This is a genomic window from Nonomuraea sp. CA-141351, assembly GCF_050944675.1.
Classification (GTDB): domain Bacteria; phylum Actinomycetota; class Actinomycetes; order Streptosporangiales; family Streptosporangiaceae; genus Nonomuraea.
The window spans coordinates 6,320,826-6,342,179 of record NZ_CP191982.1; the positions used below are offsets into that span (position 1 = coordinate 6,320,826).

Annotated in this window: 19 protein-coding genes and 1 pseudogene; 12 read left to right on the top strand and 8 right to left on the bottom strand. The window is 68.8% G+C overall.

What is annotated here, in order from left to right; genetic code table 11:
- Positions 1–137: 137 nt before the first annotated feature.
- The gene (locus ACQPWU_RS29935; protein ID WP_433445070.1) at positions 138–2,915 is read right to left on the bottom strand and encodes an ATP-binding protein; all 2,778 of its coding nucleotides are present in this window, start codon (positions 2,913–2,915) and stop codon (positions 138–140) included.
- A gap of 167 nt (positions 2,916–3,082) precedes the next feature.
- On the opposite strand from ACQPWU_RS29935, the gene ACQPWU_RS29940 reads away from it, so the two are divergent.
- On the top strand, positions 3,083–3,271 hold the full coding sequence (locus ACQPWU_RS29940; protein ID WP_433445071.1) for a VOC family protein: 189 nt from the start codon (positions 3,083–3,085) through the stop codon (positions 3,269–3,271).
- A gap of 161 nt (positions 3,272–3,432) precedes the next feature.
- Here the strand turns inward: ACQPWU_RS29940 and ACQPWU_RS29945 are convergent, their stop codons facing one another.
- A complete protein-coding gene (locus tag ACQPWU_RS29945; protein WP_433445073.1) occupies positions 3,433–4,314 on the bottom strand; it encodes a DUF6597 domain-containing transcriptional factor in 882 nt (293 codons plus the stop codon).
- Between the two features lie 207 nt (positions 4,315–4,521).
- On the opposite strand from ACQPWU_RS29945, the gene ACQPWU_RS29950 reads away from it, so the two are divergent.
- The 4 genes from ACQPWU_RS29950 to ACQPWU_RS29965 all read left to right on the top strand — a co-directional run bounded on the left by ACQPWU_RS29950 (position 4,522) and on the right by ACQPWU_RS29965 (position 7,093).
- Complete coding sequence (locus ACQPWU_RS29950; protein ID WP_433445074.1) at positions 4,522–5,298, top strand: class I SAM-dependent methyltransferase; 777 nt, start codon at positions 4,522–4,524, stop codon at positions 5,296–5,298.
- 82 nt (positions 5,299–5,380) lie between these two features.
- Positions 5,381–5,986, top strand: a complete 606-nt coding sequence (locus ACQPWU_RS29955; protein WP_433445075.1) for a dihydrofolate reductase family protein — start codon at positions 5,381–5,383, stop codon at positions 5,984–5,986.
- A 79-nt stretch (positions 5,987–6,065) separates the two neighbouring features.
- The gene (locus ACQPWU_RS29960; RefSeq protein ID WP_433445321.1) at positions 6,066–6,281 is read left to right on the top strand and encodes a tyrosine-type recombinase/integrase; all 216 of its coding nucleotides are present in this window, start codon (positions 6,066–6,068) and stop codon (positions 6,279–6,281) included.
- Between the two features lie 239 nt (positions 6,282–6,520).
- Entirely contained in the window at positions 6,521–7,093 is a 573-nt protein-coding gene (locus ACQPWU_RS29965; RefSeq protein ID WP_433445076.1) for a recombinase family protein, read from the top strand.
- Between the two features lie 13 nt (positions 7,094–7,106).
- On the opposite strand, the gene ACQPWU_RS29970 is transcribed toward ACQPWU_RS29965, so the two are convergent.
- The 3 genes and pseudogenes from ACQPWU_RS29970 to ACQPWU_RS29980 all read right to left on the bottom strand — a co-directional run bounded on the left by ACQPWU_RS29970 (position 7,107) and on the right by ACQPWU_RS29980 (position 9,893).
- Positions 7,107–7,394, bottom strand: coding sequence for a Tn3 family transposase (locus tag ACQPWU_RS29970; RefSeq protein WP_433445322.1), 288 nt, complete (start codon positions 7,392–7,394; stop codon positions 7,107–7,109).
- A gap of 53 nt (positions 7,395–7,447) precedes the next feature.
- Positions 7,448–8,400 (bottom strand): annotated as a pseudogene (locus ACQPWU_RS29975) (Tn3 family transposase); the annotation flags it as partial.
- A gap of 368 nt (positions 8,401–8,768) precedes the next feature.
- Positions 8,769–9,893, bottom strand: coding sequence for an FAD-dependent oxidoreductase (locus tag ACQPWU_RS29980; RefSeq protein ID WP_433445077.1), 1,125 nt, complete (start codon positions 9,891–9,893; stop codon positions 8,769–8,771).
- A gap of 53 nt (positions 9,894–9,946) precedes the next feature.
- Between ACQPWU_RS29980 and ACQPWU_RS29985 the strand changes: the two genes are divergently transcribed.
- Positions 9,947–10,639: a TetR/AcrR family transcriptional regulator gene (locus ACQPWU_RS29985; protein WP_433445078.1), complete on the top strand. Its 693-nt coding sequence runs from the start codon at positions 9,947–9,949 to the stop codon at positions 10,637–10,639.
- A 736-nt stretch (positions 10,640–11,375) separates the two neighbouring features.
- Positions 11,376–12,800, top strand: coding sequence for a rifampin monooxygenase (rox, locus tag ACQPWU_RS29990; protein ID WP_433445324.1), 1,425 nt, complete (start codon positions 11,376–11,378; stop codon positions 12,798–12,800).
- Positions 12,801–13,126: 326 nt separating this feature from the next.
- Here the strand turns inward: rox and ACQPWU_RS29995 are convergent, their stop codons facing one another.
- Both ACQPWU_RS29995 and ACQPWU_RS30000 read right to left on the bottom strand, forming a co-directional pair.
- Positions 13,127–13,750 (bottom strand): fasciclin domain-containing protein, encoded by a 624-nt coding sequence (locus ACQPWU_RS29995; RefSeq protein WP_433445079.1) that lies wholly within the window; start codon positions 13,748–13,750, stop codon positions 13,127–13,129.
- A gap of 424 nt (positions 13,751–14,174) precedes the next feature.
- Positions 14,175–14,813, bottom strand: a complete 639-nt coding sequence (locus ACQPWU_RS30000; protein ID WP_433445081.1) for an ROK family protein — start codon at positions 14,811–14,813, stop codon at positions 14,175–14,177.
- On the opposite strand from ACQPWU_RS30000, the gene ACQPWU_RS30005 reads away from it, so the two are divergent.
- Positions 14,796–15,317: a hypothetical protein gene (locus ACQPWU_RS30005; protein WP_433445082.1), complete on the top strand. Its 522-nt coding sequence runs from the start codon at positions 14,796–14,798 to the stop codon at positions 15,315–15,317. The genes ACQPWU_RS30000 and ACQPWU_RS30005 overlap by 18 nt on opposite strands.
- A gap of 320 nt (positions 15,318–15,637) precedes the next feature.
- Here ACQPWU_RS30005 and ACQPWU_RS30010 read toward each other — a convergent pair whose 3' ends face one another.
- A complete protein-coding gene (locus ACQPWU_RS30010; RefSeq protein WP_433445084.1) occupies positions 15,638–16,453 on the bottom strand; it encodes an SAM-dependent methyltransferase in 816 nt (271 codons plus the stop codon).
- 285 nt (positions 16,454–16,738) lie between these two features.
- Between ACQPWU_RS30010 and ACQPWU_RS30015 the strand changes: the two genes are divergently transcribed.
- The 4 genes from ACQPWU_RS30015 (at position 16,739) to ACQPWU_RS30030 (ending at position 21,226) form a co-directional block, all read left to right on the top strand.
- Positions 16,739–17,476 carry a VOC family protein gene (locus ACQPWU_RS30015; RefSeq protein ID WP_433445085.1) on the top strand — a complete coding sequence of 246 codons (738 nt, stop codon included), beginning with the start codon at positions 16,739–16,741 and terminating at the stop codon, positions 17,474–17,476.
- A gap of 248 nt (positions 17,477–17,724) precedes the next feature.
- A complete protein-coding gene (locus ACQPWU_RS30020) occupies positions 17,725–18,372 on the top strand; it encodes a phosphotransferase enzyme family protein (protein WP_433445086.1) in 648 nt (215 codons plus the stop codon).
- A 432-nt stretch (positions 18,373–18,804) separates the two neighbouring features.
- Positions 18,805–19,026, top strand: coding sequence for a hypothetical protein (locus tag ACQPWU_RS30025; protein WP_433445087.1), 222 nt, complete (start codon positions 18,805–18,807; stop codon positions 19,024–19,026).
- 175 nt (positions 19,027–19,201) lie between these two features.
- Positions 19,202–21,226: an exo-alpha-sialidase gene (locus ACQPWU_RS30030; protein ID WP_433445088.1), complete on the top strand. Its 2,025-nt coding sequence runs from the start codon at positions 19,202–19,204 to the stop codon at positions 21,224–21,226.
- Positions 21,227–21,354 lie beyond the last annotated feature (128 nt).

Consider the following 21,354-nt stretch of genomic DNA (forward strand, 5'->3'; position numbering starts at 1 on the left):
GTCAACGATCTCTCGTGGTCCACGCCGGTGGCGTCGGCCAGGCATCCCGTACGGGCACAACGAATCTCCAGAGAGCGCACGCCAGGTCTTCGACAGTTCGACACATACAGGGTGATCCGGCCCGCTGCGTAACGAGGTCACCATCTTCGGCCGGTGGGTCCCATCGGGGCGAGACCGAGGGCGGCGAGGGCAGTGGCGCCGCGCTCGGCGTGGTCGCCGCCGGCGAGCACGAGCGTCCGCGCGGACTGGTAGTGACAGCCGGCGGTGTCGAACGCGTCCGCTGCGGCGAGCAGCGCTTCCTGGTCGCCGTCGAGCAGAGCTCCAGCCCGCTCCACCATGGCACTGGCGACCGGGTTACCGGCCACGACGGTGCGGGCCTCGGCCACGATGTCGCGGGCGTCGCGGCTTTCGGCGAGCACGGCGGCCTCGCTGCGCAGCGCCACATACCAGTGGTGCCAGATCCAGGTGACCCACTTCCACACCTGCCGGGGCTCGGGGGCCATCCGCTCCAGCGCCTCCGGTGCCTGCCCGTGGTGCAGCAGGAGCATCGCGTCGAAAACCGCCCCGTAGCCGTAGGTATGCTCCGGTGAGGCGCCGAGCCGGCCCAGGATCTTCTGCCATTCGCGCCGGGCGTCATGGTCGTCGCGCAGGCCGTGGATCGTCGCCACACCGGCCACCGCCGGGGCGAGGATGGACCGGGCGGGGCTGCCTGCCCGCCCCCACGCATCGAGGAACCGGACGCTGCTGGTGAGCACCTCGTCGACGTCGCCCGCCAGCGCGGCAACCATCAGCAGGCGGCACGTAGCGCGGTGACCGACCTCCGCCAGCGATGGATGGTCGGCCAGTTGCCGTGCCCATCGGCGGGCGCTCGGCACATCTCCCGCGCCGAGGCCGGCCTCGGCGGCTATACCGAGCGCGTCGATCAGCTCGTGGGTACCGGCCGGCGAGGTCGGCAGGGACGCCAGGAGCGTGAGTCGGCGCCGGGCCGTGGCCGCGGTGGCGAACGTGTCGCCGGCCCAGCTTTGAGCGCCGGTGAGCGCGTCAAGCGCGGCCGACTCGGCAAGCGGGTCGCCGGTCCGGCGGGCGAGTTCGACCGCACGCTCGGCGCGCTCACGCGTCTCCGATACGGCGTTGCCGGGCGGGCCCTGGACGGCACCGAACGCGTCGGTGAGCACCCCAGCCTCGGCCAGTGCCACCGCCGCCTGCGCGGCCGGATCGTCGTCGGCCGACTCCCGCGCCTCGGTGATCAGCGCGAGCGCCTCCTCCTGAGACGGTAGCCGCACGAACGTGGTCGAGAACCGGAACGCGATGGTGGCGGCGGTCGCCAGATCGGCGGCGGCGGCGCCGGACGCGCGGGCGGCGTCCGCGGCCGCGCGGCGCAGGCGGTACATGTCATCGCCGACCGTCCGGCAGCCGGCCACGGCTGCGGCCTGCCGAAACATCGACGCGGAGGTGGCCGGATCGGTCGCGAGTGCGGCGGCCTGCTCATAGCGACGCTGGGACTCGTCGGTCAGGTGACGGGTGAAGGTCAGCTCCGCCAGGCACCGGGCGAGCTCGAACGCGTCCACGCGCCGCTCCGGACGGTCGGCCGCCCACGCCAGGGCGGCGCGGAGGTCGTCGGCCACCAGGTCGAACCGGGCCCTCCAGTCCTGGCCTACCGCTGCCAAGCCGGCAGCCTCGGCCAGGCACCAGCGAAGGTGCCGGGATCGAGCGTTGATCAGCTCGCCGGCCTCGGACAGCCGCTCCATCCCGTACTGGCGGATGGTCTCCAACGCCCGGTACTCGGTTCTGCCCGGGGACGCCGTCACCGCCAGCAGGCTCTGTTCGGCGAGCCGGGCCAGGCCGTTGGCGACCAGGCCTTCCTCGTCCCCGGTCACCTCCGCAGCCGCCGCGGCGGTGAACGGTGCCACGAACACCGACACCCGGCGCAGCAGCGCCCGGTCGGCCGGCTCCAGCAGGGCATGGCTCCAGTCCAGCGCCGCCCGCACCGAGCGGTGCCGCTCATCGGCACGGGAGCCGCCGGTGAGCATCCGCAGCGGGTGGGACAGGGCGGCGGTGATGCCATCGAAACCGAGCATGGGATAGCGGGCGGCGGCCAGCTCGATCGCCAGCGCCATTCCATCCAGCCGCTCACAGATCGAGGCGATCTGGGCGCGCAGCGGCGGATCCAGTGGCCAGCCGACCGCCGCCGCCCGCTCCATGAACAACGCGACCGCGTCCGACTCACCATCGACGGCCAGCGACAGCGGCGGGACCGGATACACCCGTTCGAACGGCACCATCAGCCGGGCCCGGCTGGTCGCCAGCACCGTCACTCGAGGGCACGTCGCAAGCAGCCGCTCGAGAAACAGCGCCACCCCGTCCACCACGTGCTCGCAGTTGTCCAGCACCAGCAGCGCATGACGGTCGGCCAGCGCGGCGAGCACGGATTCGGTCATGTCGCGGCCGGGCTGCTCACCGAGGCCGAGCGCCCCGGCGACCGCGGTCGCGATCAGGCCCGGATCGGTGACGGGGACCAGGTCGACGAACCACACCCCGTCGGCGTACTCACCGGCCGCCTGCGCGGCCACCGCCGACGCCAGCCGGGTCTTGCCCACTCCGCCGGGACCGACCGCGGTCACCTGCCGGTGCGCCTTGACCATCTCGGTCAGCTCGGCCCGTTCGCTCACCCGGCCGATGAAAGAGGTCAGCGGGGTCGACAGAACCGGTGCCGGGCGGGCCGGGCCGGCACCGGCCGGCGTGGGCGCACGCTGGGCGAGCGCGCGCCGATCCGGCACCTCCAGCTTGCGCAGCAGTGAGGAGACATGGCTCTCCACGGTGCGCACCGAGATGCACAGCCGTGCCGCGATCTCGGCGTTGCTGAGATGGGCCCCGACCAGTTCCAGCACCTCGGCTTCCCGAGGCGAAATCTCCATTCCGGTCACCACCGTCCCAGTTTGCCGCATTCCCTCCGCAACCCATCCGTGCTGACGATCCGTGCCGACGATCCGTGGTCACCACGGATGCGGAGCGGCCAAGCCGGGCGAAAAGCTGAGCACACGCAAACAGCGGGTCGATGTGACCCACGACGACAGGAGTGACCATGACCGGCTCTTCCTCCCAGGAAATCAAGACCGTGCTGCATCCCGTGTCCGATCTGGCCAAGGCCAAGGCGGTGTACGCGGCCCTTCTCGGTGTCGCACCACAGACCGACTCGTCCTATTACGTCGGCTTCGAGGTCGGGGGGGGCAGCACATCGGGCTGGTGCCGGACGGTGGGCCGCAGGGCATGACCTCGCCGGTGGCCTGGACGGCATACGCGCTATGCCGCTGATCAGCTGCCGTGGGCAGTGCCAGAGTCCGATCTTGTCTGATTCCGAAGCTGCTTCCACCTGGTGTGGTGGTCTGCCCGCCGTTTGGCGAAGAACGGCGCGTAGCCTCCAGCCGAGTTGTGTCATGCCCGTGTGGGGCGTGTTCCGGTCTCGGCGCGCAGCACGGGCGCGAATGACGCCGAGTGATCGTGCCCGCAGGCGCAGGCCCGTTGCGTTTCGGCGATGAATACCCGCGGCGAGACGCCGGTGAGCCGGACGCACTCGCGCGTGAGGTGGGACTGGTCCGCGTAGCCGGCGCGGAGGGCGAGCAGCCCGAGCCCGTCGATCGTCGCCGAGCGGCCCTGGGTGATCGCCTGCTGGACGAGCGCGAGGAAGCCCTGGAAGCGCAGCATCCGGTGCAGCGCCTTCGGTGCGAGACCGACGGCCGTGTGGCAGCGGCGCCGCAGCTGCGTCTCGGAGATGTGAAGAGACGCGCGCAGCGACGTCACGTCGACCGTGCGCCACGGCATGAGACCGCGAACCATTTTGGACACCAGCGGGTCCGGGCGCTGGCCACGGCCGGCGAGCTCGTGCACGTGGAGCTGCGCGGCGGCGAGCGCCTCCTGGGGCGAGTCCGCCGCGCCGACCGCCTCGCCAAGGGCGGCGGCCGAGCGTCCCCACAACTCCTCGGCGTCGAGCGCGAGCCCGACCACTTCCGACGCGGGCTGCCCCGCGACCACCGGGAAGGCGCCCGGCACGAAGCGCAGGCCGACAATCGTGGTGCCCGGCTGGAGCACCTCGACCAGCGGCTCGGTGAGCGGGCCGATCACCTGCGGCGTCGAGCCGACCCTGCACACGAGTTCCACGGCACCGTTGGGGATGCGCCGGTGGACGTACGGCGCGGTGTCGCGGCCGACCTGCTGGACCCAGACCGACGAGACGAGCTCGCGCAACGCCGGGGCGGGCAAGCGCTCGAGGTAGCTCTGCTCGCCAGCGGCGGGGGTGGAGAACGGGTCGCCGGTCACATGAGCCAGTATGTCGCGCCCCGGTTGGTCTGCCGCGAGAAGGACGCCCGGTTTGTTCAAGAGTCCGCCGCGGGTCCGGCCGTATGGTTTGGCCATGTTCAGCTTCATGACCTCCTGCTCGGCGGGGCTGCTCGCACTCGACTGCCGATCGCGCCTCGCTCGGTCACCGCAAGATCGACGCCTGGTCCCGGCGTGTGGGAGCGCACGGTGAACGCGACCGTCCAGGGCGAGCTATGGAGCAGCGATCCGCGGGGCTGGGCGGAGACCGCGGAGGGCCGCATCCGGCCGCTGTACGATCGTGTGCTCCAGCGCCTTGACCTTCGCCCCGGTATACGGCTCCTCGACGCCGGCTGCGGATCGGGCCTGTTCGCCGAGCTGGCCGCTCAGGCAGGCGCGGACGTCATCGGGCTGGACGCGGCCCCGGGACTCGTCGAGTACGCGCGCCGCCGGCGCCCGGCGGCCCGCTACGTGGTCGAAGACCTCGAGCACATGCCGTTCGGTGATGGCCCCTTCGACGTCGTCACCGCGTTCAACTCCGTGCTCTACGCCGCCGACCTCCGCCGCGCGCTCGCCGAGATCTCGCGCGTGACCGCTCCCTCAGGCAGGGCCGTCGTCACGGTAGGCGCCGGTCCCGAGCAGGCCGAGAGTGCAGCGCTGATCAACTCGCTTGCCCCCCGCGACGAGGTGCCCGACCGCAGCACACTCGACCTCGCCGACGCGGACGCGGCTCGCGGTGCGCTGCTCGATGCCGGGTTCGCATCCGTGGCGATGGCCGACATCGCGTTCGACGTCGACTTCAACAGCGAGGACGACGCGGTCGCCGCCCAGCTGCCGGCCGGACCGGTCGCCGCGGCGGTCCGACACTCCGGCCGCGCAGCCGTCGAAGCGGCGCTGCGGTCCTTCTTCGCACCGCGATCACGGACCGACGGGACCGTGCGCATGGGCCTCATCTTCCGCTGCTACCTCGCGCAGCGGGCGCGATGACTGGCGAATTCCGAGCGGGATCCGGTCTTGCCGAGTGACGATCGCTACTTAAGACAGCAACCAACGAGAAGGAACCACGATCATGAAACTGACGACCATCACGCAGCTCTCCGTCGACGGAGTGATGCAGGGAAACGGCCCGTCGGAGGAGGACCGCAGGGCCGGATTCGAGCGTGACGGATGGGCCCTGCGGCACTTCGACGACGAGGCCATGACGTTCGTCAACCAGGTCTACCAGCGCGCCGACGCGTTCCTGTTCGGCCGGCGAACCTACGATATCTTCGCCCCCTACTGGGGCGAGATGGGTCCCGGCAGCGGTCCCATCGCAGACGCCTTGAACACGAAACGCAAATACGTGGCGTCGGCCACGCTCACCGAACCGCGATGGGCGGACACGACCGTGCTCGCCGGTGACCTCGCGGCCGCGGTCGGCGAGCTGAAGGCCAAACCGGGGGGTGAACTGCAGGTGCACGGCAGCGGTGCCCTCATCCGGTGGCTGCTCGAGAACGACCTCGTCGACGAGATGAACCTGCTCATCGTCCCGGTGGTCGTCGGCCAAGGCGTGCGGCTGTTCCCCGAGACCGGCCTGGACATCGCGCTGGACCTGGTCGACTCGCGAGCCTTCTCGAAGGGCATAACGATCCAGGTCTACCGGCCAACCGGGCGCCCGCAGTACGCCACCACCTGAGGACCATCGGACGCTCATCAAGGCGGGCGCCGGTCCCCGCGAGCAGGAGTGTCGGTAAGACTCGTGCAGCCAGGTACACATCCTCGACGACGCGGGCGCCCTCGCCCTTTCCGCCCACATCCTGCGGCACACCTTGGCGACCAACCTCCTGCGCGCGGGCGTCGGCATCGTCGTCGTCGCCGAACTCCTCGGCCACACCCGCCTCGACACCACCCGCCGCTACACCCTGCCTACCCACGCCGACCTCGAAGACGCCGTCGGCCATCTCCCCACCGATCAGCAGGGCCACCGCTGACCTGGGCGAACTCAATCGCGTGTACCTGGCTGCACGAGTCTTACCGACGCCCCGAAGCCGGACACCGAGTGACGAACCGTGACGTCGGATGGCCGGTTCCGTACACGAATTGACGACAGGAAAATCGGGGCTCCGACCCTTCCCGAGGAGAGTCCGGTGCAGATCGTCTGCTCCCGTGTCTCCACCGCGACCCAGTCCCTGCTGCGGCAGCGCCACATCCTCACCGAGGCTGGCCTTCTTTGCGCATCGAAGGCGTCGCCGAGGGATTCCGGCCTGCCGACGGCGTCCTCCTCTTCGAGGACCTCGCCACCACCTCCAAGATCCCCGCCCTCGACCGGCCCGCGTTCGGCAAGATCGCCGCCAAGGCGCACCCCGGCGACTCCCTGACGGTCTCGGAGCTGTTCCGGCTCTGCCGTGACCTGCTCGACATCCACGCCGTCCGCAACTGGTGCCAAGCCCGCGGCGTCGCCCTGCGCGTCCTGTCCGGACCGCTGTCGAACTTCCACGATCTGGCCGCCAACGATGCGACCACCGCCGTCATCATCAACGTGATCACCGCCGTCGGCCAGTTCCAACGTGACCAGAACGAGCTCACCGTCGATGGGATCGCCGCCGCCGAGGCCGAAGGCCGCTACCGCGGCCGGCCGCCCGCGCTGGACGGTGACCGGCGCGAGGACGTGCGAGCTGCCTTCCACCAGGGCACCTCGATCGCGGCCCTGGCACGGGCTCATGGGGTAAGCCGGGCGGCCACGCGAACCGCTCTGGCCGACCTGCTACCCGGCCAGGGTGTCCTGCCTCGGCCATCGGCGTGATCGACGGGAAGGGTCAGGCGACCAGGTCGAGGTCAAGACGGCGGCCCATGTCGATGTCGATCGTGCCGTAGAGGTTGGCGTTGGACCAGAACATTGGCGAGAGTCCTCGCTTGTCGGCGTCGCTCATCTTCTTCTGCCAGGCGGGTCCTTGAGGACGGAACTGAACCAGCAGGGTGTTGACGAAGACCAGCGCCGACTGGAGCAGGTGAAGGCTGAGCATGGAGACCTCCTGATGTTCCTTGTCGCCGCCGGGGATGGCGCCGGCGCTGCCGTAGAACAGGTCGGTGTTGGCGGGTTCCAGTTCTCCACGACCTGCAGGCCCTCGTGGATCTCGCGGCGCAGTTCCTGCGAGGCGATGTACTCGGCGACGAACACGCTCTTGACGGCCTTGCCGAGTTCCTCGATGGCCTTGTAGGTGGGGTGTTCGGGGCCGCCGCGGGTGAAGCGGCGCAACACCTGCTCGGCCTCGGCTGTGCCCAGCCGCAGGGCGATGGCGTATTTCACCATCTGGTCGTACTGCTGAGCGATGATCTCCCAGTCGATCGGCTTGTCGGCCACCATGCCGGTCAGGCATGACGTGACCTGGTCGTCGGTGTCGGCCTTCACCAGCTTCTGCCGGGCGATGTTCTTCATCCGCGGCAGCAGCTTGAACCCCAGCAAGTAGGAGAACGCGAACCCGACCAGCGACTGGCCATGACTATCTGTGTACTGGCGGTCGATGGTGGCGTCGGTGCAGTGCCGCAGCACGCCCTCCATCATCGCGGCGACCTCGGAGGCGTTGCAGGAGCGAAGCTGGGAGTATTCGAATCCGACGCGCACGCGGTCCCGTTGCCCCACCACAGCGGGTCCCGCATTCTCAAGGTGGCGTTGACCAGCGTCGCGATCGCCGCTCGCAGGTTGTCGCGGTTGACGAACAGATGCCGGGTCGCGCGCAAGGCGGCCTCGGTTTCGCCGTGACGACCGCCGTCGGCGACCCGCTTGATCCCCACGTTCGTGCCCAGCGCGTACAGCACCAGCAGCAGGCGTTTACGGATCACTTCCCGCGGGGTCGCCTCCCGGGTCGCGACCGTGGTGAACGCGTCGGTGAAGTCGGTGACGAAGTCCGACTCCTTCAAGAAGTCCAGCAGGTCGATGATCCCCCAGCGGGCGGCGACCTCGGTGTGCAGCGCCCGCAGGTTCTCCGGGACCTTCAGCTTGCCCAGGTCGGGGATGTGCCAGCGCGGCTCGCCGCGGTGCGTCTTCACCTTCGTACCGCCGGACTCGTTCCTGGTGACCGCCTGGCCGCATGCCGCCATCGAGGCGCGCATCGCCTCCTTCAACGTGGCGATGAACACGCTGGCATCCAGCGATTGACGCAGGTTCTGGTAGTGGACGTCCCGGTTGTCCTCAAAGTCAGCTGGCAGGTCCTCCTCGGGGTTGCGCCAGCGGCGGGCGGCGGCGCAGCGTGTCCTTCAGCGACACGATCACGCACAACTCGTAGGGGGCTCGCTCGATGACCCCGTTGTCGTCGACGACCGCTTACAGCCAGCCGTCCAGGACCACCCCTTGGATGGGGACGTTGTGTGGTGTTGTCGCTGGTCAGTGGCGTTTACATCCTGCTCTGAGGGCTCGGAGAGGCGCGTGGTGGAAAGCGGTCCGCCGCGGTTGTTGATGCTGGTGCTCTCGCGCTCGGCGGTCAGGATGGCTGGACTTCGTCGAAGACGGCGAGGGCTTGAGTGGGGTCCGGGCTCACGAGGCGTTCCAGACCGGCCGTCGTGATTTTCGCCCATCTGCTGGCCCGTGCCCACATCTGTTCCTCGAAGGCGCGGACGGCCTCGTCCAGATCTCCAGGGCCGGGGGCGGCGGCGATGGACTCGGCGAGTTCTGCGCCTTCCAGCATCGCGAGGTTCGCACCCGCCCCCAATGGGGGCATCAGGTGGGCGGCGTCGCCCAGCAGCGTCACTCCGGGGACGTGGGCCCAGGTGTGGGACACGGGCAGGACGTAGAGGGGGCGGTGGACGAAAGCGGTGCCGTGGCGGAGGAGGTCGAGGACGGGAGCGGCCCAGCCGTCGAAGAGAGCCAGCAGGCTTGCTCGCACGGCCTCGACGTCGGCCAGGTCCAGGCCCGTATGCCAGTCCAGCGGCGCGCGGAACTGGGCGCCCACCTTGACGTGGCCGCCGCTGTTGCGCTGGGCGACGAGAGCTCGGTTCACGCCGTACACAGCCACGGAACCGTCGCCGATCAACCGGGCGAGGTCAGGGTGGCGGGTGTCGATGTCGTCCAGGGAGGTCTCGATCCGGGCGACGCCGGTGTAGTGCGGCGTCGCGGACGAGATTGCCGGGCGGACTCTGGACCAGGCGCCGTCCGCGCCGATCACGAGGTCGAACGTCTCCTGTCGCCCGTCCGCGAAATGGACCAGCACGCCATCCCGGCTCCCCGGCACCACCTGCGTCACGCTCCGCCCCCACTGAACGTCCAGGGGGCCGAGCAGCAGGTCACGGAGGTGCCCGCGGTCGATCTCCGGATTGGCCCGTTCACCCGGACGGGGTTGCCAGTCGCGGAGCACGGTCCCGTCCGTGTCCAGGATGCGCATGGCCTGCCCTTCGGGACGGGACAGCTCCTGGAACTCCGCCAGCAGCCCCGCCTTCTCCAGTGCGAGCTGGCCCATCCCTTCGTGCAGGTCCAGCGTGCCGCCCGGCGGACGGGCGTCGGGGGCAGGATCGCGTTCGAGGACGGTGACGGGGTGACCATGGTGGTGCAGGACGCGGGCGAAGGTAAGGCCGCCAGGGCCGCTCCCGGCCACGGCGATACGGTGTCTCATGCCGATACACTGTATTTCGTTGTGACGATGTAACGCAACAGTACGATGTAGCCATGACCGTGTGGGACCGGCCGGAGCCGCCGACACGCCCTCTGCCGCTCGACCGGGAGCGCATCGTCGTCGCCGCGATCGCGCTGGCCGACGAGGGCGGGCTGGAGGCGATGTCGTTGCGCAAGGTCGCCGCCCGGCTGGAGGTCGGCCCGATGCGGCTGTACGGATACATCTCCACCAAGGAAGAGCTGTTCGACCTCGTGGTGGACGAGGTCCACGCCGAGATCCTCCCCGAGGAGCAGCCCGGCGACTGGCGCGAGGCGCTGCGCGCTTACGCCCGCCGCACCAGGCAGGCCGCCCTTCGCCACGAATGGCTGGCCGACCTGCTCGGCGGCCGTCCGACCATGGGCCCGAACGCCCTCGCCGTGACCGAGGCCACGCTGGCCCCACTCGACGGCCTCACCGACCTCGACACCGCCCTGCGCGCCGTGGAGACCGTCAGCGCCTACCTCACCGGCGCGATCAGGCGCGAGATCGCGAACCTGCGGGCCGAGCGCGCCACGGGCCTGTCCAAGCGCGACTGGCAGCGCGCCTTCGGGCCGTATCTGCGCAGGATGCTGGCCACGGGCCGCTTCCCGGCGCTGACCAAGGCCGTGTACGACGGCACGGAGGTGGACGCCGAGGCGTCCTTCGAGACCGGCCTGGACTGGGTCCTCGACGCCGTGGCCGCCAAACTCACCCGGCCGCCGGCGTGACGCTCAAGATTTCCAGGTGAAATCCGTAACACCGGCGCCGCCAGTCTGCGCACCTGCCTGCTCGACTGGTTCAGCGGCAAGCTCTGACGCCGGACGACCTCTTCCAGGGCCTCGGCCCTTGACCAACAACAGGTCAGGAACGGGGCATTTCCATGCTCTTGCGGCAAAGTATCCAGCCGCTGTTTCCATGGGGGCAGGTGTTGTTTCGGGCGGCAGTGCTGGCAACTGCCCCTGATGAGGCCCGTTCGACGGGCGCTGCCGCGGCGCCGCCGACCCGCTACCGGTTCCTGACCCGGGGCGCGGCCCGTGGCGCAAGAGGGGCGAACCCTGTGGTCCTTGGAGCACCGTCGACCGTGACCAGCCGGGCCGCCACGCCGGATTCGCCCTGCAACCGCACGGGCCCGCTTGGAGTCGTGATCACGTGGCTGGAAAGGATTGGACGGGATGATGCTCAGGCTTGTAGCTTGCAGTTGACCGTGACACCGCCCGAGGAGGTGAGACCCATGAACGCTGTATCGATGTGGGTGCTCCCCCTTCCTGTCATGGTCGGGCGATTGACGTAGGTGTCGCCGGGAGCGCCTCGCCACCAAGGCACTCCCGAAAGGCAACACCTATGCATTCTCCGCAGTTCACCGCCGAGCCGCCGTCGAACGACAGGGTCGAGCGCGACTCCACGGTGGGCGACGTCCCCGGAGTTCTCTCGTCGCCGGCCTCCGGCGCCGATCGCGCGCCCCTCATGTTCGATGTGATCATTGCCGGGTGCGGGCCGACCGGTGCGATGCTGGCCGCCGAACTACGGCTGCACGATGTGCGGGTACTCGTTCTGGAGAAGGAAACCGAGCCCAAGTCGTTCGTTCGCATAGTCGGTCTGCATATTCGCAGTCTCGAGCTGATGGCAATGCGCGGACTGCTGGATCGCGTTCTCGAACACGGAAGACAGCGCCCGGCCGCCGGTTTCTTCGCCGCCATCCCCAAACCCGCGCCCAAGGGCCTCGATTCCGCGTACGCCTACCTGCTGGGCATCCCGCAGCCTGTCATCGAACGTCTCCTCGAAGAACGTGCGATCGACCTGGGTGCGCAGGTCCGGCGCGGTTGCGCGGTCGCCGGTTTCGAGCAGGACGACGAAAGTGTGACCGTCGAGCTGGCCGACGGGGAACAACTGCGTTCGCGCTACCTGGTCGGCTGTGACGGCGCGCGCAGTACGGTGCGCAAACTGCTCGGCGTCGGCTTCCCCGGCGAGCCCTCACGGACCGACACGCTGATGGGCGAGATGGAAGCGGGCGTGCCGCAGGAGGAGATCACCGCCAAGGTGACCGAAATCCGCGAGACCCATCAGCCATTCTGGCTCCGGCCCTTCGGCGCAGGGGTCTACAGCGTCGTAGTCCCCGCCGCGGGAGTCAGCGACCGCGCGGAACCGCCCACCCTCGAGGATTTCAAACAACAGTTGCGCACCATCGCCGGAACCGATTTCGGCGTGCACTCCCCGCGCTGGATGTCCCGCTTCGGGGATGCCACCCGGCTGGCCGAACGTTACCGGGTCGGGCGGGTGCTACTGGCCGGCGATGCGGCACATATCCATCCACCCACCGGCGGACAGGGCCTCAACCTCGGCGTTCAGGACGCATTCAACCTCGGCTGGAAACTGGCCGCACAGGTCCACGGCTGGGCCCCGGAAACACTGCTGGACACTTACCAGGCCGAACGTCATCCGGTCGCCGAGGACGTGCTGGACAACACCCGCGCCCAGATGGAACTGCTGTCCACCGAACCGGGCCCGCAGGCCGTGCGCAGGCTGCTCACCGAACTGATGGACTTCGACGAGGTGAACCGCCATCTGATCGAGAAGATCACCGCGATCGGCATTCGCTACGACTTCGGCGAAGGCCCCGACCTGCTCGGCCGCCGCCTGCGCGACATCGACGTGAAACAGGGCCACCTCTATGGTTTGCTGCATCGCGGCCGCGGCCTGCTGCTGGACCGAACCGAACGCCTGACCGTCGGCGGCTGGTCAGACCGGGTCGATTACCTCGCGGATCCCACTGCGGTACTGGATGTTCCGTGCGTCCTGCTACGCCCCGACGGCCACGTCGCCTGGATCGGCGACGATCAGCAGGACCTGGACGACCACCTCTCCCGCTGGTTCGGCAAGCCCGCCAACTGATTTCGCCTGACTGGTTCGTGTGGTCATACCGCATATACGTGGCGAGAATGGCGAGCAGATCTGCGGCGCTGTCGGCCAGGAGCTGGCAGTGGTCGGCGTTCTCGCCGGACATCCGCCGCGAGTCTGATGTTCGTGTCGGCCTGACGCGCTGAAGGTCTGTGTGTGGCGGGTGTCTGGTTTGACAAGCGGGCACGGTTTTCCGAGATCGAGAGCGCCAGCCTAGACCGACCATCGGATTCACCGTGCCCGTGCCGCTGTCTTCCCCGATCCATCTCGCCTTCGGCGAGGTGTCCGAGTCCGTCGCTGATGATGAGGCCGCCCAGGTGTCAACCGCCGGATCGCGGCGGGAGGATCTTGTCGATGATGTACACGGTGGCGTTCTTGGTGTGGAAGCCGCCGCACACCACCTTGGCGCGTCCGGAGATCGTGATGTTGTCACCACTTCCCTTGGCCGTCATCGTCCCGCCCTGCTTGGTCTTGAGCGGTCCGCTGGTCAACTGGGCAGGGGTCTTGCTTCCCTCGATGACATGATGTTCGAGCAGTTGCGTGAGTTGCTTCTTGTTCAGCTTGGCCATGTTCGCGCCGAAAGCCTGGTTGTCCGGTGCCAGGAAGGTGATGTCCTTCGCCTTGTTCAACTGATCGGTTAGGCCCGCGCGCTTGATGGCCTTGCTGAGCGACGTGAGCTCGGGATTGTCCGCCACCGCGGTGGCCAGACGGTGGTTGGCCATGTCCGCGAGGCTGCCCTTGCCGGAGGCGGGCAGCGCCGAGCATCCCGCACCCACTATGCCGCGCCGATGCGGGGTCTTGCCCTGCGAAGGCGCGGGTGAACTCACATGGCCTCCGGGCGAACCAGAAGGCACCGGAGTGGGAGCGGTCGCGGATGTGGGAGCAGCGCACAGCGCGCCCGCCGCCACGATACTCACCCCCAGGGCAAGAAGACTGTTTCTCATGTCGTCCTCCCGTGGATCGATGAAGAAATCAGGCCATCCGGCCTCGTCAGCCTTTCCGCACCTCCATTAGGCGAACGTGCCCCGACCCACCCGGCAACACGCCAGGATCCACAAGTCAAGCCACGGATTGAAGAAACCTTGACGGCTGTGTTGCCCCGCGGCGGCGTCAACCCATGGGTAGCGCCACGCAGGGGCGGGGCGAGCAGCGCGACGCCTAGGTCGGTGCCGACAGCGGTCGCGCCACCGCCACAGGCATCCCCGCCGCCTTGGGGATGCCCAGTCCCAGCCAACGCTCCCGGCCTGATCAACGTCGAAAGGGGCCGCCCGCAAGGCGTGCGTGCTCACGAAATATCGAGCTCGACGCGTGAGTTCCTCGAGAGGATCGGGCCGTCGCTGGGACAGCCAGGAGGGTCGGCGCGCGGGGTCAGGCACATGGAGCGACCGGCGCGAGCAGGCCGACGCCGAAGAGGCGGGCGTCCACCTCGTCGAGGGCCAGGCGCAGCGCGCCCAGGGCGACGCTCTCGTCGCCGAGGGTGGAGGCGCGGATCTCCGGGACGCGCAGGCAGGTGCGGCGGAGCTCGCGGGTCAGCTGGTCGAGGATGAGGTCGGCGGAGCGGGAGAAGCCGCCGCCGAAGATGACGACCTGCGGGTCGAGGGTGAGGACAAGGGCGGCGGTGCCGACGGCGAGGTCGCGGGTGTAGCGGCGGACGGCGGTCCTGGCCGCCTTGTCCCCGGAGCGGGCGGCGTTGAACACCCAGGCGGCCGCGTTGTCGGTGTCGATGCCCGCGGGAAGGCTGGCGCAGTTTTCCAGGTGGGAGGGGGCGGTGAGCCAGCGGACGGCGCGCAGCGCGCCGATCTCGCCGGCCGCGCCGCCGTGACCGCGGCGCAGCGTGCCGTCGATGATCAGCCCGGCGCCGGTGCGCATGCCCGCCAGCAGGTAGACGATGTCGTCGGCGTCGCGGGCTGCCCCCTGCCAGCGCTCGGCGAGCGCGGCGAGCTTGCAGTCGTTCTCCACCTGGATCGGGCAGGAGAAGCGGGCAGCCAGGTGCTCGGCCGGGTTCACTCGCTCCCACCCGGGGGCGGCAACTGCTTCCTCAACGGCGGCGGCTCCGGCACCGTGTCCAGCGGGGCACTCAGCCTGCGGTACGACAACTGCGGCTGGTTCGGCAGCGACGTCAACACCGATCTGTCCGCGTACACCCATCTCGTCGTGCGGATCAAGGGCGCGGCAGGGGGCGAGCAGGCCCACTTCAACCTCAGCCTCGGCGGGGTGAAAAAGGTCTTCGGCGACTTCACGCTCGACGGCGGCGGACATCCGGCCATCACCACCGCGTACCAGGACATCAGGATCCCGATGTCGGCCAACGGGATCAACCGCGCGTCCCCCCGGGCAATTCGCGATGGGCTTCTGGTACGGCGGGAACAGCACCATCACCATCGACTCCCTCTCGTTCCAGTGACGTGCGGGGAGGCCGGGATCAAGCTTGGAGGACGTCGACACCGGCCTCCCTTTGTCGCCGCGGCGGCGGTCCTGGCGAGTAGGACGCCTTGCGTCCACCGGGAGTGATGTACGAGTTTGACCTGGTCACAGGCATGGCGTCGGGAAATGGCGACGGCTGCGGGATCGGGACATCGGCCCAGTCCGGCAGATGGGCCCGTACTCGAGGACCGTGGTCGGGTGCGGGGGCCGCCGGCCTTCGATGAGCTTGGCGAGTTCGATGAAGCACTGCCGGGAGGCCGCCGAAACATCGCCATGGCGCGCCCAGGCGGCTCTCGCCGACGCCTGCGAACCCTTACCACGCCACCACGCAGGCCCTCGCCAGCGGTTGCCATTCCTACGACCGTCGAGCAGGTGCTCTCATCGTGGCCTTCAGACTCGGAAATACCTCAGGGAACGCGGCCGATGCCGCAGAGGATCTCGGCTCCACCGGGCCCGGTGAGCGACGGGTCAAGGGGGTCTTCGGCACGCCAGTCGGTTGTCGGCACCAGGCCCGGTTCCAGCATCTCCAGGCCCTCGAAGAAGCCGGCGATCTGCTCGCGCGTGCGTGGGGTCACGTTTCCTGCTCTGGTCTTGCTGTAGACCTCGCGGCCCTCGCCCACCGTATCGTCGTCGAGCTCGCCTATGGTCACGTGGGAGATGATCAGATGACTGCCGGAGGGCAGGGCTTCGCGGATGGCGCGCACGATGCTCTGGGCCTGCTCGTCATCGGGCATGAAGTGCAACACTGCCAGCAGGAGCACCGCCAGGGGCTGCTGGAAGTCGAGGTGTCGTGTGATCTCCGGGTGACCGAGGATGGCGTCGGGGTGGCGCATGTCGCCCTCCACCACGATGGTGTCGGCCGTCTCGGCCAGCAGGGCGCGGGCATGCACCAGCACGATGGGATCGTTGTCGACGTAGACCACCCGCGAGCCAGGAGAGACACGCTCCGCCACCTGATGGACGTTCTCCTGGGTCGGCAGGCCAGTGCCGATGTCCAGGAACTGCCGGACCCCGCTCTCGGCGACCGCGCGGACGGCACGGCCCAAGAACGCCCGATTGGCCTGCGCGACCTCCTTCGCATTGGGCGACAACTGAATGATCCGCGCCGCGGCCTCACGGTCAGAGGCGAAATTGTCCTTGCCACCCAACAGATAGTCATACATCCGGGCCACACTCGGCACCCTCGGGTCCACTCCCGTAGGGGCCAGCTCCTGCTCGGTCATCCATACTCCCTGATCTGACGCCTTGTAAGCGATCCTAAAGGATCTCTATCAGGTGAGGATCGGTTGGAGCGGGGTCGAACAGGCGCGGATCGAGCTCCAACGCACGCAGGACGCCCCAGATGCGGGCGGCGCTGAGATCATGGGCCTTGCCGGGCAGGGCTCCGGACGTCCACAGGATGGTGCCGTCCAGGGATGCGAAGGGCAGCTCGGCGAAGTCCCCGACCTGCCCGGTGCCGCCCCGGATGAGCAGACCGCGTTTAGCCAGGTGCGCATAGGATCGCCGGTATGGCGATGCAGCTTGTTCAGATCAATATGAAAGCGCTGGATGAATCCGCGCTCGGCCGGTTCTGGGCGGAGGCGCTCGGCTGGGGCGTCTCCAGCGAGGGACCCGGCGTGATCAACCTCGAACCTGTGGGGTTCGTCTGGCCCGACCCCGTGGCCGTCTGCGTCGACATCGTTGCCTCCCCGGAACCCAAGACGGTGAAGAACCGTGTGCACCTCGATCTGGCCACCGATTCTGCGGCTCATCAGGCGGAGTTGGTCGCGCGTTTGACGGACCTCGGTGCGACTCCCGCCCACGTGGGCCAGGGCGACGTGCCGTGGACGGTCCTGGCCGACCCGGAGGGCAACGAGTTCTGCGTGCTGGAGCCTCGGGAGATCTACCGAGGCATCGGGCCGATCGCGGCGGTGGTGGTCGACTGCGCGGATCCGCGGGCCATGGCCCGGTTCTGGGGCGAAGCGGTGGACTGGACCCTGCACGAGGTGACCGACGATCACGCGGTGCTGCGCTCGCCCAAGGGCGTCGGGCCGTATCTGGAGTTCCTGCGCACGCCCGAGGCGAAGGTCGTGTGGAACCGCGTCCATCTCGACCTCGCGCCGTACCCCGGTGACGATCGAGCAGCGGAATTGGCCCGGTTGCGGGCTCTCGGCGCCACCGACATCAGCCTTGGCCAGATCGACGTGCCGTGGACAATCCTGGCCGACCCGGAGGGCAACGAGTTCTGCGTCCTCGGCCGGGGCTGACGCGGAACCCTTCGCCGTCTGCGTGAAGAGCACCAGGTTCGACTTCTCGCGGTGGCCTCTGGATTCCCGCTCGGCTGAGACCGGTCGTTCATGAGGACGACGATGGTGTTCGCCGAGTTGCTGAGAACAGTGATGGTCGGAATCCCCGTAAGATGTGGCCAGTGGGGTGGGAATCACTCGGGCAGTGGGGCGAAGACGTCGCTCGCATCGAACCGCTCGCTGGCGGAGTCGCCAACGACGTGTGGAGCGTGCGCGTCAACGGGCACCTCGCGGTCGGTCGTCTCGGTACCAGGAGCGACGCTGATCTCGCGTGGGAGACCGAGCTCCTCGTCTATCTCGACCGTGCAGGTCTGACCGTGCCGGTGCCGATCCCGACTACGGACGGCCGGCTGTTCGTCGACGGTCTGGTGGTGATGACCTACCTGGATGGCGGACCGCCCGAGACGCAGGCCGACTGGCGTCGCGTGGCCGGCACGCTCCGCGAGCTGCATCGGTTGACCCAGGGCTGGCCGCAGCGGCCAGGTTGGCGATCGTCGACCGACCTCCTGCACGCCGAGACCGGGACGAGGATCGACCTCGGCGCTATGCCCCCTGAGAGCGTCGCTCGATGCCGGGCAGCGTGGGCGCGGCTCACCGGACGTCAGACATGCGTCGTCCACGGCGACCCCAACAACCCTGGCAACGTCCGCATGACCGCGAATCAAGTCGCCCTGATCGACTGGGACGAGTCGCACGTCGACGTTCCCGACCTCGACCTCGTGCTGCCCGGCAACGCCGCCGGGCTGGACGACGGCGCGTACGACATCGCCGCGCAAGCGTCGGCCGCATGGGAAGCCGCCGTCTGCTGGGACGACGATTACGCAGTCAAGCGGCTCGCCGAAGTTCGAGCGGTCTGAGAACGCGTTCGAGGAGTGGGGTTATTGGCCGCGAACAGGATGTAGACGTGGCGGCCGCCCGACGTGGGCGACACGTCGGTGAAACACTCGCCGCCGCACGCCGCCACGAGCGCGGCCAGGTCCGCCGTCTCCCGCTCCACCAGCGCGACCGGGTCTGATTACGGGGCGGTGCAGGTGTGGGATCTGGCCAGCGGTAGCGACGACTATACGGTGAGGATCTGGGATGTCGCGCTTCAGCGTGATCTCCTCCGTGCGGTCTGCGCCATCGCGGGCCGTGGGTTTCACTGCCGGAGTGGCGGCACTATGTCCCGTACGCGCCATATCGGCGCCTCTGCCCGGCCTCGCGGTAGGAGCCGGATCGCTCTTGGCTTGCACTCACGGATGCTGATGCGACACGGAATTCGCATTATCTGTCACGCATGGCGAGCGCGGATGGCGCAATCGCAGCGAACCGGTCGCGGCATCTATCTTGCGTTGTTGGCCTCTTCTCGCAGGTCAGAGCGGCGGTCACCGGCCCGGCACCTCCATCGTGGCCTCAGGCGTGTTGGCGTCGTCATCGCCGAGATCCGGCCTGATGACGATCTCCGCACGCTGGAGTTGATCCGCCGCTATGTCAAGGCGGCCAATGTGATCGGCGTCTCCCCCGTCCGGTGAGATGATCTCCCAAACGCGCGGCGGCCGTCACGTGTCCGCCCCACACCCGTTCTTGACTGATCGCTGGCCCTTGCCCCACACCCCCCACAGCCGGAGGCAGCACATGTCACAGCCGGATTGCCGCCACTCCCTCATCGGGCGCCGAGCCTTCGGCCTCACAGTCGCCGCAGCATCGTTGGCTGCCGCACTCGGCCCTGCCTTACCCGCGGGCGCGACGGGGTTACGGCGGTCGGCGACGCCGTTCGACGAGACGACGCTGTGGGACAACACCGTGGATCCGCTGGAGAGTTACCACGTTCACGGGCTGGCCGTGCTGCCGGACGACACTGTCCTGGTCGTCACGGAAGGCCGGCACGAGGTTTGCGATGCTGGTCCCCGAGACCTGCTTGTCCGCCGTAGCCCCGACGGGGGCGACACCTGGGAACCGACGCAAACGCTGGTCGCCTCGATCAATGGCCAGTCGTGGGGAAACCCGACTTTCGTGCTCGACCGGATCACCGGCGACATCTTCCTGTTCTACATGCTCTCCATCCGACTGCCGGAGAACACCGGCTGCTCCGGCGACATCGGCGATCTGTACATGATTTCCAGCGGCGACGGTGGTCGCACCTGGAGCGTGCCACGCGACATGTCCGGCCTGTTCGGCCATTTCCCATACGAATGGAAGCTGCACGGCCCCGGCCCTGGACACGGCATCCAATTGGACAACGGTCGGCTGCTGCTCAACTGCGCCCACCGCCGCGTGGTCACAGGCAACACTGTCACGGAACGCTACTACGGCGTGGCGTCGATCTACAGTGACGACCACGGCCAGACCTGGCATGCCACAGGGGAGGTGCCGGTTTCCGTCGCCTACCCCATCAACGAGGCCAGGCTCGTCCAAAGGACCGATGGCACGGTGCTGATCAACGGCCGGGCCGCAGCGGGCGGCAACCGGCAGCGGATCGTGTCGGTCAGCGTCGATCGCGGGCTGACCTGGTCGCCGCCGCGCCTTGACGGGGCCACCGGCACGTTCAACGCCGTGGACGCGAGCCTGCTGCGCTACACCGGCGGGCCGGGCACGTCCGACGTGAGCAGAGTGCTGTTCAGCCGCCCCGACTCCCCGGTGCGTACCAACCTGACCGTATCGATCAGCTACGACGACGCGCACTCCTTCCGCTATAGCCGAGTGATCAACGAGGGGCGGTCGTACTACTCAGAACTCGGCCGGCTTTCCGATGGGAGGATCCTGCTCCTGTATGGCCGTGACGGCGACAACCCGAGCTTCCCCCGCCGGGTGGTCATGTGCCGGTTCTCGCTCGAATGGCTGAGCGGCGGCCGTGACAGTTTGTCCGGAGGGCCCGGCTACACCGAACGGCTCCTCGATCTCACCACCAGCGCCGCCACATCGGGCGGCACCATGTCCGTCGTCCAGGACCCCGTGGCCCGTGGGGGGAAACGGGTGGTGTTCACCTCGTCTCAGACCGGCGCCTACGTCGAATACACCGTGAACGTCCCGACGCCGGGCACCTATGAGCTGCTGCTGCGCTACTTCCGGAGCGCAGCCGGAGGTCTGGTCACCGTCACGGTCGACGGTCTCAGGCCCCGGGTCGCGCTGGTGGACACCACCGCCGACCGGGCTGACGGCTACGACGTCGCACAACTGGGCAGCCTCGAGCTGACATCCGGCCCGCACATGATCCGGTTCACCGCGTCCGGGGTGGGCCGCGGCGGCGGCAGGCTGGTCTCGCTGGACACACTGAGCTTGATCGACGCGCCCTCGCAGCCCGACGTCCGGGAGGAGGCGGTGGTCGACAACGACGAACTCGGCTACGAGGTGATCAGCGGCACCTGGTCGGCCAGCTCAGGCGTGCCGGGCTACCGGGGCGGCAACTATCGATGGGCGCCCGCCGGCACGGGCGAACGCGTCGTCCGGTGGCGGCCGGTGGTCCCGCATACCGGCGACTACGAGGTACAGGTCTCGTTCACCGGGCACGCGAACCGCGCGAGCAACGCGCCCTTCAGGATCCGCCACGCCGACGGGACCACGCTTGTGCGGATCAGTCAGCGCAGCAGCGGGGTGACGGAACCGCGCGGCGGCTCCTGGGTCTCGCTCGGTACGTTCCACATCACCGAGGGGGTGGGCCGGATCGAGCTGAGCAACGCCGCAGACGGGGTGGTCATCGCTGACGCCGTCCGGCTGCTGCGCTCCCCCGGGTAACGGCTGCAGCGCGAGGGCAAGCACGTACTTTTGGTGGACATGAAGCGGGTGCTGATTGGCGACGGACCGGGCGGGGCTCCCACCACCGCCCACGCCCAGACAGCCGAACCCGATCCGATGGCGGGCCT